11 protein-coding genes are annotated in these 12,631 nt (G+C 69.1%); 4 read left to right on the top strand and 7 right to left on the bottom strand.

Annotated features, from left to right (window positions below; genetic code table 11):
• Positions 1-35 precede the first annotated feature (35 nt).
• The 4 genes from ABZ822_RS10970 to ABZ822_RS10955 form a co-directional block, all read right to left on the bottom strand.
• The gene (locus tag ABZ822_RS10970; RefSeq protein WP_360850272.1) at positions 36-611 is read right to left on the bottom strand and encodes a TerD family protein; all 576 of its coding nucleotides are present in this window, start codon (positions 609-611) and stop codon (positions 36-38) included.
• A 97-nt stretch (positions 612-708) separates the two neighbouring features.
• The gene (locus tag ABZ822_RS10965; RefSeq protein WP_360850269.1) at positions 709-1,284 is read right to left on the bottom strand and encodes a TerD family protein; all 576 of its coding nucleotides are present in this window, start codon (positions 1,282-1,284) and stop codon (positions 709-711) included.
• A gap of 189 nt (positions 1,285-1,473) precedes the next feature.
• Complete coding sequence (locus ABZ822_RS10960; protein WP_360850266.1) at positions 1,474-1,932, bottom strand: peroxiredoxin; 459 nt, start codon at positions 1,930-1,932, stop codon at positions 1,474-1,476.
• Between the two features lie 214 nt (positions 1,933-2,146).
• Positions 2,147-2,587 carry a DUF3052 domain-containing protein gene (locus tag ABZ822_RS10955; protein ID WP_360850264.1) on the bottom strand — a complete coding sequence of 147 codons (441 nt, stop codon included), beginning with the start codon at positions 2,585-2,587 and terminating at the stop codon, positions 2,147-2,149.
• A 450-nt stretch (positions 2,588-3,037) separates the two neighbouring features.
• On the opposite strand from ABZ822_RS10955, the gene aceE reads away from it, so the two are divergent.
• The gene (gene aceE / locus ABZ822_RS10950) at positions 3,038-5,785 is read left to right on the top strand and encodes a pyruvate dehydrogenase (acetyl-transferring), homodimeric type (RefSeq protein WP_360850261.1); all 2,748 of its coding nucleotides are present in this window, start codon (positions 3,038-3,040) and stop codon (positions 5,783-5,785) included.
• Between the two features lie 80 nt (positions 5,786-5,865).
• Here aceE and ABZ822_RS10945 read toward each other — a convergent pair whose 3' ends face one another.
• Entirely contained in the window at positions 5,866-6,213 is a 348-nt protein-coding gene (locus tag ABZ822_RS10945; protein WP_360850258.1) for a peptidase inhibitor family I36 protein, read from the bottom strand.
• 439 nt (positions 6,214-6,652) lie between these two features.
• Positions 6,653-8,254, bottom strand: a complete 1,602-nt coding sequence (locus tag ABZ822_RS10940) for an MFS transporter (protein WP_360850255.1) — start codon at positions 8,252-8,254, stop codon at positions 6,653-6,655.
• 155 nt (positions 8,255-8,409) lie between these two features.
• Here ABZ822_RS10940 and ABZ822_RS10935 point away from each other — a divergent pair, with 155 nt between their 5' ends.
• The 3 genes from ABZ822_RS10935 (at position 8,410) to ABZ822_RS10925 (ending at position 11,488) form a co-directional block, all read left to right on the top strand.
• Positions 8,410-9,093, top strand: a complete 684-nt coding sequence (locus tag ABZ822_RS10935; protein WP_360850504.1) for a TetR family transcriptional regulator — start codon at positions 8,410-8,412, stop codon at positions 9,091-9,093.
• A 179-nt stretch (positions 9,094-9,272) separates the two neighbouring features.
• Positions 9,273-10,511, top strand: a complete 1,239-nt coding sequence (locus tag ABZ822_RS10930; protein ID WP_360850252.1) for an alpha/beta hydrolase — start codon at positions 9,273-9,275, stop codon at positions 10,509-10,511.
• A 56-nt stretch (positions 10,512-10,567) separates the two neighbouring features.
• A complete protein-coding gene (locus ABZ822_RS10925) occupies positions 10,568-11,488 on the top strand; it encodes a DUF4429 domain-containing protein (protein ID WP_360850249.1) in 921 nt (306 codons plus the stop codon).
• 87 nt (positions 11,489-11,575) lie between these two features.
• On the opposite strand, the gene ABZ822_RS10920 is transcribed toward ABZ822_RS10925, so the two are convergent.
• Positions 11,576-12,628: an aldo/keto reductase gene (locus tag ABZ822_RS10920; protein ID WP_360850246.1), complete on the bottom strand. Its 1,053-nt coding sequence runs from the start codon at positions 12,626-12,628 to the stop codon at positions 11,576-11,578.
• Between the last annotated feature and the right edge of the window lie 3 nt (positions 12,629-12,631).

The raw sequence follows: 12,631 nt of genomic DNA, 5'->3' as shown, positions 1-12,631 counted from the left end.
TGTTAGCGGGGTCCCCCGCGCGCAGTGCGCGGACTTTACGAAACGTTGACCCCGAAGTCTAGAGCGATGCCGCGCAGCCCTGACGCGTACCCCTGACCCACCGCCCGGAACTTCCATTCGCCGCTGTACCGGTACACCTCGCCGAAGATCATCGCGGTCTCTCCGGACGCGTCCTCGCTGAGGTCGTAGCGCGCCAGTTCCTGGCCGTCGGCCTGGTTCACCACACGGATGAACGCGTTGCTGACCTGGCCGAACGTCTGGCCGCGGGCGTCCGCGTCGTGGATCGACACCGGGAACACGATCTTGTCGACCTGGGCGGGTACCTGGGAGAGGTCGATCAGAATCGACTCGTCGTCGCCGTCGCCCTCGCCCGTGAGGTTGTCGCCGGTGTGCTCGACCGAGCCGTCCGGGCTCTTCAGGTTGTTGTAGAAGACGAAGTACTCGTCGCCGAGCACATGCCCCGACTGGCACAGCAGCGCGCTGGCATCGAGGTCGAACGGCGCGCCCGTGGTCGAGCGTGCGTCCCAGCCGAGGCCGACCATCACCTGCGTGAGGTCCGGCGCCGCTTTGGAGAGGGAGACATTGCCTCCCTTGGCGAGCGTGACGCCCATGATTCCGCATCCTCCCCTGGTGCTCCGATACCCGGCCGCCGCACCCTCGTGCCTGGTGCTTCGGGGGTGCGGCGGCCGGGCTCCTGCGTGCTGCAGATCAGACGTTGACGCCGAAGTCCTGCGCGATGCCGCGCAGGCCCGAGGCGTAGCCCTGGCCGATCGCGCGGAACTTCCACTCCGCGCCGTGCCGGTACAGCTCGCCGAAGACCATGGCGGTCTCGGTCGAGGCGTCCTCGCTGAGGTCGTAGCGCGCCAGCTCGGCGTTGTCGGCCTGGTTCACCACGCGGATGAACGCGTTGCGGACCTGGCCGAAGCTCTGCTGACGGGTCTCGGCGTCGTAGATCGACACCGGGAACACGATCTTGTCCACGTCCGCCGGCACGGCCGACAGATTGACCTTGATCTGCTCGTCGTCGCCCTCGCCCTCACCGGTGATGTTGTCACCGGTGTGCTCGACGGAGCCGTCGGGGCTCTTGAGGTTGTTGAAGAAGACGAAGTTCTGGTCGTTCCCGACCTTGCCCTCGGCGTTCGCCAGCAGAGCGCTGGCGTCGAGGTCGAAGTCGGTGCCGGTGGTGGTGCGGGCGTCCCAGCCCAGACCGACGATCACCGCGGTCAGGTTGGGGGCTTCCTTGGTCAGCGAGACGTTGCCGCCCTTGCTGAGGCTGACTCCCACGAGTCCTCCCATAGAGATCGAGGAGCACTGCGTGCCCCCGTCGTGCGTTGGCATCGGATCAACGAACAGATCCTAGTGAGCGGTTCCCCTGACCACAGCCTTTCGACCGACTTGGGGTGGTTCTCCGGGTCGCGGCCGCGGTGCGGGACGGCTCCTTCCGGACTGGCTACAGGGTGTCCCCGGTCCGGGTCACAGGTTGTTCAGGGCCTTGGTGTACTCGTTCAGGTCGCGGGCGTCGGGCAGACCGTTCACGATCGTCCAGCGCACGACACCCTCCTTGTCGATGATGAAGGTGCCGCGCACGGCGCAGCCCTTCTCCTCGTCGAAGACGCCGTACGCCCGCGAGGCCTCGCCGTGCGGCCAGAAGTCCGACAGCAGCGGGTAGTCCAGGCCCTCCTTCTCGGCGAAGACGCGGAGCGTGAACGGGGAGTCGTTGGAGACGGCGAGAAGCTGCACGTCGTCGTTGACGAACGTGGGCAGCTCGTCGCGCAGGGCACACAGTTCGCCGGTGCAGACGCCGGTGAACGCGAACGGGTAGAAGAGCAGCACCACATTCTTCTCGCCCCGGAAGTCCGAGAGCCGCACCGTCTCGCCGTGCTGGTTCTTGAGCTCGATGTCCGGGGCCTTCGTGCCGACCTCGATCGCCATGAGTCCTGGGTCCTCTCGAAAAGAGCCCGGGCGGGCACGTGCCCGCCCCGGCACCTGCGGTTTCGCGCCCCAGTCTGTCACCGCGGGTCCACGCCATCGCACGGCGCCCCGGTGGCGGGGCCACCGGGGCGCGAGAGGCATGCGGATCCGAGCACACGGCACCGCGCCCGGGGCCGACGTCGCGGCGGCCGGGACGGTCCGCAGTCCGGAGGGGTTATCGCTTGCCGGAACGGGCTGCCTTGGGAGTGACCAGACGGCTGCCGGTCCAGTCCTTGCCCGCGTTGACACTGCTGGTCTGCGCCAGGCCGGCGGTCTGCGCGGCCTCGCCGATGTCGCTCGGCTCGACGTATCCGTCACGCCCGGTCTTCGGCGTCATCAGCCAGACCGGGGCGCCGGAGTCGATCATCGTGGTGGCGTCCACCAGCGCGTCCGTCAGGTCGCCGTCGTCCTCGCGGAACCACAGAACAACGGCGTCGGCCACGTCGTCGTAGTCCTCGTCCACGAGCTCCTGGCCGGTGACGGCCTCGATACCCTCGCGGAGCTCCTGCTCGACGTCGTCGTCGTAGCCGATCTCCTGGACCACCTGCCCGGGCTGGAAACCCAGCCTTGCGGCAGGGTTGGTCCGCTCCTCCGCGTGGTCCGCGGTCGCGCTCACGGATTGCCTCCTGTCATGTCCTGGGAATGTCCTGATCGCCTCGCGCGTGCGCGAGCCATTGGGCGTAGTCCACACGGGCCGGGCTGTTCGCGCAAGTACCCAGCCACCGATCCCGCCCAAACGTTGACGTGTCGCCGTAACTCCCATCATGAGGGAACGGCCGGGGTGATTCACGCCACAAGATTCTGCCCGGTTTATGGGGTCGTGTTCCCTCGCGGGGTCAACCGGACACCGCTACGGAACCGCTCGGCGGCGAACAGCAGTACGCAGGGTTGCCACGACGTGGGCGTATGGTTGCGATTTGGCCGTCTCCCGGTCGGCGACGCCGAGCAACGTCCCGTCTCACACGGTGGCGGTTACCCCTCGGTAGAGATGACGTTTCCGCCTTCGGAGGTACACGATGGAGGCGGCGCGACCCAGCAGAGCACTACCGAACAGCGAAGGAACAGCGTGGCTTCCGGATCCGATCGCAACCCGATCATCATTGGCGGCCTTCCCAGCCAGGTCCCGGACTTTGATCCCGAAGAGACCCGGGAATGGCTCGACTCCCTCGACGCCGCAGTCGACGAGCGAGGCCGCGAACGTGCCCGCTATTTGATGCTCCGCCTGATCGAGCGGGCGCGCGAGAAGCGCGTGGCCGTGCCCGAGATGCGCAGCACGGACTACGTCAACACCATCGCGACGAAGAGTGAGCCGTTCTTCCCCGGCAACGAGGAGATCGAGCGCAAGATCCTCAACGCGACCCGGTGGAACGCCGCGGTGATGGTCTCCCGCGCGCAGCGTCCGGGTATCGGTGTCGGCGGCCACATCGCCACCTTCGCTTCCTCGGCGTCGCTCTACGACGTGGGCTTCAACCACTTCTTCCGCGGCAAGGACGAGGGCGACGGCGGCGACCAGGTCTTCTTCCAGGGGCACGCCTCCCCGGGCATCTATGCCCGCGCGTATCTGCTGGACCGGCTGAACGAGCAGCAGCTCGACGGCTTCCGGCAGGAGAAGTCGAAGGCTCCTTACGGTCTGTCCAGCTACCCGCACCCGCGGTCGATGCCGGACTTCTGGGAGTTCCCGACCGTCTCCATGGGCCTCGGCCCCCTGGGCGCGATCTTCCAGGCGCGGATGAACCGCTACATGGAGGCGCGGGGCATCGCGGACACCTCCAAGTCGAACGTCTGGGCCTTCCTCGGTGACGGCGAGATGGACGAGCCCGAGTCGCTGGGCCAGCTCACGCTGGCGGCGCGCGAGGGCCTGGACAACCTGACCTTCGTCGTCAACTGCAATCTGCAGCGCCTCGACGGCCCCGTGCGCGGCAACGGCAAGATCATCCAGGAGCTGGAGTCGGTCTTCCGCGGCGCCGGGTGGAACGTGATCAAGCTGGTGTGGGACCGTAGCTGGGACCCGCTGCTCGCCCAGGACCGCGACGGCGTGCTGGTCAACAAGCTCAACACCACCCCCGACGGACAGTTCCAGACCTACGCCACCGAGACCGGCGCGTACATCCGCGACCACTTCTTCGGCGACGACCACCGCCTGCGCCAGATGGTGGAGGGCATGACCGACGACCAGATCCTGCATCTGGGGCGCGGCGGTCACGACCACCGGAAGATCTATGCGGCCTACGCGGCGGCCCAGGCCCACAAGGGCCAGCCGACCGTGATCCTGGCGCAGACCGTCAAGGGCTGGACGCTCGGCCCCAACTTCGAGGGCCGCAACGCGACCCACCAGATGAAGAAGCTGACGGTCGACGACCTCAAGGGCTTCCGCGACCGGCTGCACCTGCCGATCCCGGACCAGGAGCTGGAGTCCGGCGTCCCGCCGTACTACCACCCCGGCCCCGACTCGGACGAGATCCAGTACATGCACGACCGGCGCAAGGGCCTCGGCGGCTATGTGCCGACCCGCGTCGTGCGGTCGAAGCCGCTCAACCTGCCGGACGACAAGGCCTACGCCTCGATCAGGAAGGGCTCCGGCAGCCAGAAGATCGCCACGACGATGGCGTTCGTCCGGCTGCTGAAGGACCTCATGCGGGACAAGGAGATCGGCAAGCGCTTCGTGCCGATCGCCCCGGACGAGTACCGCACCTTCGGTATGGACTCGCTGTTCCCGACGGCGAAGATCTACAACCCGCTGGGCCAGACCTACGAGTCCGTGGACCGTGAGCTGCTCCTCGCCTACAAGGAGTCGCCGACCGGACAGATGCTGCACGACGGCATCTCCGAGGCGGGCTGCACCGCCTCGCTGATCGCGGCCGGCTCCGCCTACGCGACGCACAGCGAACCGCTGATCCCCGTCTACGTCTTCTACTCGATGTTCGGGTTCCAGCGGACGGGCGACCAGTTCTGGCAGATGTCGGACCAGCTCGCGCGAGGCTTCGTCCTCGGTGCCACCGCCGGCCGAACCACGCTGACCGGCGAGGGCCTCCAGCACGCCGACGGCCACTCGCAGCTGCTCGCCTCGACCAACCCGGCCGCCGTCTGTTACGACCCGGCGTTCGGCTTCGAGATCGCCCACATCGTCAAGGAGGGGCTGCGCCGGATGTACGGCTCCTCCGAGGAGCACCCCCACGGCGAGGACGTCTTCTACTACCTCACCGTCTACAACGAGCCGATCCAGCACCCGGCCGAGCCCGGTGACGTCGACGTCGACGGCATCCTCAAGGGCCTCCACCGCTACCGCGCGGGCGACAAGGGGTCCATCCCGGCCCAGATCCTCGCCTCCGGCGTGGCCGTGCCGTGGGCGATCGAGGCACAGCAGATCCTCGCCGAGGACTGGAACGTCAAGGCGGACGTCTGGTCGGCGACCTCCTGGAACGAGCTGCGGCGTGAGGCGGTGGAGACCGAGGAGCACAACCTGCTCCACCCGGAGGAGGACCAGCGCGTCCCGTACGTGACGCGGAAGCTCCAGGACACCGAGGGCCCCAAGGTGGCCGTGTCCGACTGGATGCGGGCCGTCCCGGACCAGATCGCACGCTGGGTGCCGGGCACCTACCAGTCCCTGGGCGCCGACGGGTTCGGCTTCGCCGACACCCGCGGTGCGGCCCGTCGCTTCTTCCACATCGACGCCCAGTCGATCGTCCTCGGCGTGCTCACCGAGCTCGCCAAGGAGGGCAAGATCGACCGCTCGGTGCTGAAGCAGGCCATCGACCGCTACCAGCTCCTCGACGTCGCGGCCGCCGACCCCGGCCCTGCCGGCGGCGACGCGTAACCCGGCGGAACGCGACACCTCCGCCACTCGCGCCACCTCCTCGGCCCCGACCGGCTCGACCGGTCGGGGCCGAGCGGCGTTCAGCTCTCCCAGACCTTGAAAGCCCGCACCTGGTAGGGAGATTGGGGTGCCCATGTCCCTCCTCCCGGGTACGTGGAGAATTCACCCGTCTCGCCGCACTCCTCGCTCTGGTAGGCCGTGACGGGTCTGCCGGTGCGGTTCGCCAGGGAGGCCGCGGTGACACCGCGCGGCAGCGGGACACAGCTCTCGATGTCGATCCCCGACAGCTCGTACGTCATGCGCTTCCCGCCGAAGTCGCCCTTCTGCCAGAGGCACAACTGACCGGACTCGCAGTCGCCCAGCTTCGGAGCGGCGGCGTTCGGTGACGCCACGGAGACCGCATTTGTCGCGGATGCCGTGGTGGCCATGACGCCTGGAATCAGAGCGACGGTGATGACGGCGATCAGAGCAGCAACGCGTTTACGTGCGGAGGCCCTTGGGGTCCTGTTCACCCACCCACGCCACTCCGTGGGTCCATGCCTCCCCGCTGCTCCTCGCCGTTCAGCAGGCACTCCGGGCTCAGCAGGCGCTCCGGCCCTGGCGGTGTCGTTCGTCGGCGTGGCCGTGGCGGTCTTGCGCATCTTCCATCACTCCCCGTGTTCCGCGGTTCTACTTCTCATACACCGCAGACCCGCCTCGGGTTCCGCTTCCCGCCACAGGAGTTGACACCAGGCGCCGGAAGCCGGAAAGGGCGGGAACGGGACACCGCGCGCCGTGCCCCCGCGCCGGCCGTCCGCCACACCACCCCGAACACGCCGAAGGGACCGAGCAACACGCCCGGTCCCTCCACGAACAGCCGCCAGGGGGCTAGATGTGCCCGCCCCCTCCGCCGGGCTGCACGTTCTTGCCCCGCTTCGTCAGCGTCGCGATCAGAGCGGCGAGCACCGCGACCACACCGGCCACCGTGAACGACAGCCCCATGCCCGATACGAAGGTGTCATGGGCCACGTCCGTGATCTTGGCCACGATGGCCGGCGGCGTCTGCTCGGACACCGGCGGGATGCCGACCGAGACCGCGTCGGACGCCTGCGCCGACTGCTCCGGCGTCAGAGGCGGCAGACCCGCCTCCTTCCAGTTGCCCGGCAGGTCGTTGTCCACCCGCGCGGCCATCACGGCACCGAGCACGGCCGTACCGAGGCTGCCGCCGACCTGCATCGCCGCCTGCTGGAGACCGCCCGCGACACCCGCGTGCTCCAGCGGCGCGTTGCCCACGATGACGTCCGTCGCGCCGACCATCACCGGGGCGAGGCCGAGGCCGAGCAGCGAGAACCACACGGACATGACGGCGGTGCCGCTGTTGGTGTCGAGCGCGGACAGGCCCAGCATCGCGACCGCGGTGAGGACCATGCCGCCCACGAGTACGATCCGCGGACCGTACTTGGTGATGAGCGCGCCGGTGATCGGCGAGGCGACGATCATCATGCCCGTCAGGGGCAGCAGGTGCAGACCGCTGTCCACCGGGCTCATCCCGTGCACGTTCTGCAGGTAGAAGGTGACGAAGAACAGCCCGCCGAGGAACGCGAAGGCCATGAGCACCATGAGAATGGTGCCGGCGGAGAGCGGGACGGAGCGGAACAGGCTGAGCGGGATCAGCGGTTCGCGGACCCGGGACTCCCAGAACGTGAAGAGAGCGAAGCCGACGACGGCGGCCCCGAGGAAGATCAGCGTGGCCGGGTCGGCCCAGCCCCACGCCGGAGCCTTGATGAGCGCCCAGATCAGCGAGAACATCGCGCCGGACAGCAGCACGATGCCGGGGATGTCGAAGGACTTGGCGGCGTTGGCCGCGCGGTGGTCCTTGAGGATGAGCAGCCCGAGGACGAGCGCCACGATGCCGACCGGCACGTTGATGAAGAACACCGACTGCCAGTTGACGTGTTCGACGAGCAGGCCACCGACGATCGGCCCGGCCGCGGTGGACGCACCGATGACGGCGCCCCAGATGCCGATCGCCATGTTCAGCTTCTCGGCGGGGAAGGTGGCCCGCAGCAGGCCGAGCGCGGCCGGCATCAGCAGTGCGCCGAACAGACCCTGGAGCACCCGGAAGCCGACGACGGTGGCCACGCTGCTGGAGAGCCCGATCGCGAACGAGGCGGCGGCGAAGCCCGTGATGCCGATGAGGAAGGTCTGCCGGTGGCCGAAGCGGTCACCGAGCTTGCCGGCCGTGATGAGGGCGACGGCGAGCGCGAGCAGATAGCCGTTGGTTATCCACTGGACATCGGCCAGCGACGCGCCGAGGTCCTTCTGGATCGCGGGGTTGGCGATCGCGACGATCGTGCCGTCGAGGGCGACCATCGTGACGCCGAGTGCGACGGCGAAGAGGGTCAGCCAAGGGTGTCCCCGAAGCCCCTTCCGGGCTCCCGGTACGGGAAGTTCCGGCGCCGCGTCGGCGACGGTGGTCTGTGACGTCATAATGGGAGGCTAATGACAGCTACTGACAGTTGACAAACCCATTCACGAGTCGGTAACTGTCATATAGCTCACAGGTATCCTGATCAGGGAAAACGTGGCCCGGAAAGAGCAGGGAGATGACACCTCAGGACGTGACGGAGCCCACCCCGTCACCTATGCCGCACCCTGCGGAGCCGACCCCGCCCGCCGGACTCAGAGAGCTGAAGAAGCAGCGCACACGCAACGCCCTGGTCCGCTCCGCCCTCGAGCTCTTCACGACGCAGGGCTACGACCGCACGACGGTGGACGAGATCACCGACGCCGTCGAGGTCTCCCAGCGCACCTTCTTCCGCTACTTCGCCAACAAGGAAGAGGTCGCCTTCGCCGTGCAGGACGTGGTGGAGGAGCTCTTCCACGCCGCCGTGTGCGAACGCCCCGCCGAAGAACCGCCCATGACCGCGTTGCGCCACGCTGTTCTCCACGCCTGGGACGCCATCGGGCAGGCCATCGAGGAGGCCGTGCCGCCCGAACTGCACATGCGCATGTACCAGGTCATCGAGTCGACCCCCACCCTGCTCGCCGTCCATCTGCGCCGCTCGGCCGAACAGGAGGAGCGGCTCGCACAGGAAATCGCCCGCCGCGAAGGGCTGGACGTGGACAGCGATCCGCGCCCGCGGGTGCTGGTCGCGGCGTTCGGCGGCGTGATGCGCGTGAGCGGCAGGCTCTGGGGCGCGGGGCAGGACTGCAGCTCCGACGCGATCCGGGAGATCACCGAGTCCTATCTGGACCACTTGGGTCCGGCCCTGTCGGAGGACTGGCGCGACACAGGTCGCACGGGGCGCGAACGACCGGAGGGCTGACGCGAACAGCGAGCGGCACCAACAGCCGTCACCGCGGGTCAGGGCACGACACACCGCAAAGGCGTTGAAGCATCCCCAAATGACCATCGTCCGATGTGACGGTAATTGCACCGTCATGAAACGTGAGTTGCATCACCCCCTCCACGGGCCACCCTGCGCTTCTCTTAGGGTGGTCGGCAGTGTCTTCCTTCTCTGAGCTCGGCTCCACCTCGACTTCCTGGCCCGGCGACTCCCCGGCCTGGCGTGCACTGCTCGCCCTTGCCGTCGTGTTCGTCCTCCTGGCCACCTCCGGCTGGACGGCGATCCGGAATCACCATCCGTCACCGGGACCACGCGAAGCCGCCGTCGCGGCGTGGAACAAGGCCCGTATAAACGGCCGTGCCCTCCCCGACGCGGAGGCCAGGCCCGCCGAGCTCGCCCGCTTCTTCCGCTCGCTCACCCCGGCCGACAGCGACCGTCTCACCGAGCGATTCCCCCTGGTCGTGGGCAATCTGGCCGGGGCACCGGTGGAACTGCGCTATCGCGCGAACCACTTGGCGATCGACGACGCCCGGCGCGTGGCCGAGAAGCGGATGAAGGACCGCAAACTCACCGCGGTGGGCCGCCAGGAGGCCGGGCGTCTCATGCACCGCTTCGAGTCGCTGCTCACCAAGGGCCGGCAGATCCTGTCGTTCGACCCGACGGGCCCGGGGCGTGCCGCCGAGGTCTTCGGCGACCTCCGGAAGGCCCGTGAGATCTCGGTCGTCGTTCCCGGCGTGGACACCAATCTGGTGAATTTCGAGCGCACCGACCGCCCGTACACCGCCCCCGTCGGCATGGCCCGCTCCCTGTACGAGGCCGAGCGCGCCCAACGCCCGGGCGCCCGTACGGCGGTGGTGGCCTGGGCCGACTACACCTCGCCCGCGGGTCTCGGCATGGACGCGGCGACCGGGCGGCTCGCCGAGAACGGGGCCGTCAGGCTGGACTCGTTCGTCGACACGCTCCCCGACACCTCACGCGTGTCCCTGTTCTGTCACTCGTACGGCTCGGTGGTCTGCGGTGTCGCGGCCCGCTCACTGCCCCCCAAGGTCACCGACATCGCCGTGGCCGGCAGCCCCGGCATGCGCGCGGAGAGCGCGGTCGGGCTCGGCACGCGCGCCCGCGTGTGGGCCACGCGCGACGCGGACGACTGGATCCAGGACGTCCCGTACATGGAGATCGGCGAGCTGGGGCACGGTGCCGACCCGGTCTCCGAGGGCTTCGGTGCCCGGGTGCTCTCCGCGGACGGCGCCATCGGCCACGCCGGCTACTTCGAACCCGGCACCAAGAGCCTGGAGAATTTTGCCGAGATCGGGGTAGGCGCCCTGCGTTCCGTCGAATGCGCTCCCACGCGCACGTCGGACTGCCGTGCCGGAATTCCCGGCTCCGTAGAGGTTTGACGCGCGTAGCGTTCAGAAGGGGGACGGGCGGACCGCCGCCGCATACGATGAGCCGCATGGGTGATGTGCTGGCCGGTTTTCACACCGTCTGGGAGTTCGACACGGACTCCGTGCTCATCCGCTTCGAACGGGGGATCCGCACGCCGAAGCTGTTCCAGGTGCTCGGCGAGCGACGCATTCCCTACGAAGCGCTGGCCGCGGTCGAACTCACCCCGGGCAAGCGGGGGACGGTCGCGCTGCGTGCCGTACCCCGGCCCGGCGCCGACCCCCTCATGGACGCCGCGGACGGGCAGCTCAAGGAGGGCAGCGACCCGTACCGGCTGGTCCTGCCCGCCGAGCGCGAGGTGCTCGCCGAGTACTACGCGGACGAGATGCGGGCCGCGTTGGGCGATTCCGCCTCCGCCCCCGCCGACGACTACCTGGTCAGCGCTCCCCCGCCGCCGCTCAACTTCAAGGCGTACGACGGCAAGGCGTCCTTCGACGGCAAGGCGGTCGCCTTCCGCTGGTTCTGGACCGGCGCGTCGTCGGCCAAGTGGAAGGCCGGGGACCAGAACTTCTCCGTGGATGAGCTGTCCGGCATCGAGTGGCGTTCGCCGGAGGTCTTCAACGGCCATCTGCGGCTGGTGCGGCGCGAGGGGGCGGACGGCGGGGCGTGCCCCTCCCGCCCCGAGCAGCCCGGCGAGGCCGACCAGGATCCGGCGGCGGTCGTGTTCGGCCTCGGATACGGCCTGGTCCACGAGTCGTTGCCGTTCGCGGCGGCCGTGCTGGAAGCCGTACGGGCCGCCGAGCCGGACGAGGACACGATGCCGACCGGGCAGCGGCGGGCCGTCACGACCATGCCCGTCACCGCGAAGGTCCGTCCCGACCCCGCCGACATCGCGGACCGCATCCGGCACTTGGGAGCGTTGCACGACGCGGGGCTGCTGACGGACGACGAGTTCAGCTCCAAGAAGGCCGAGCTGCTCGCGGAGCTGTAGCGCCCTACGTGCGGGGCGTGGCACCGCGGCGGCCCGGCCCTCTCGTGAACCACCCACGTCCTCGGCGGGTTCCCGCCGGGAGCTTCGCTATTCGCGTCCGGCCGAGGTGAAGCTCATGTCCGGGTACCGCCCGCCCGCGACCCGGTCCGCGACCGGTTCCAGCAGCGCCAGCTCCTGCTCGGTCAGCACGAGCCGGGTCGCCGCCGCGTTCTCCTCCACCCGGCTCCGCCTGCGCGTCCCCGGAATCGGTACGACCGGCAGGCCGTGCAGCGCGGCGCGCTGCTGCACCCACGCCAGGGCGACCTGTCCGAGCGTCGCGCCGCGTGCCTCGGCGACCGTGCGCAGCGGCTCCAGCAGCGCCGCGTTCGCGGCCGCGTTGTCGCCGGTGAACCGGGGCATCGTCCGGCGGAAGTCGTCCGACCCCAGCTCGCTGTCGGCGTGCACGAACGAGCCGGTGAGGAAGCCGCGTCCGAGCGGTGAGTAGGGGACGAACGCCACCCCGAGGTCGGCTGCCGCGGGGACGGCCGTCTCCTCCACGTCACGGCTGAAGATCGACCACTCCGACTGCACCGCAGCGATCGGGTGCACCGCGTGCGCCGCCCGCAGCTCGTCGCCCGTCACCTCGCTCAGGCCCAGGTGCTCGACCTTGCCCTCCCGCACCAGTTCGGCCATCGCGCCGACCGTCTCCTCGATGGGGACGTTCACGTCCCGCCGGTGCATGTAGTACAGGTCGATCGTGTCCACCCCGAGCCGCCGCAGACTGCCCTCGGCGGATTCCCGGACGTACGCGCGGTCGTTCCTGAAGCCCCGGTACGCCGGGTTGTCCGGGTCCAGGACGATGCCGAACTTCGTGGCCACCAGGACGTGTTCGCGGTGGGCCCGGACGAAGGGGGCGATGAACTTCTCGTTCTCCCCGAGCCCGTACATGTCGGCGGTGTCGTAGAGCGTGACGCCCAGTTCCAGCGCCCGCTCCAGAGTGGCCCGCGCCTCCGTCTCGTCCGTCGGGCCGTAGGCGAAGCTCATGCCCATGCAGCCGAGCCCCTGCACGCCGACCCTGGGGCCCGAGGCGCCCAGCGTCACCGTGTCGATCGTGTCGTTGCCGTCCGCGCCGGTGGAACCGGCGGTGCCGCTTGTGCTCATCGG

Origin of the sequence: Streptomyces sp. NPDC047108 (genome assembly GCF_040643575.1) — a bacterium.
Taxonomy (GTDB): domain Bacteria; phylum Actinomycetota; class Actinomycetes; order Streptomycetales; family Streptomycetaceae; genus Streptomyces.
This window is presented reverse-complemented; position numbering and strand designations above follow the sequence as displayed.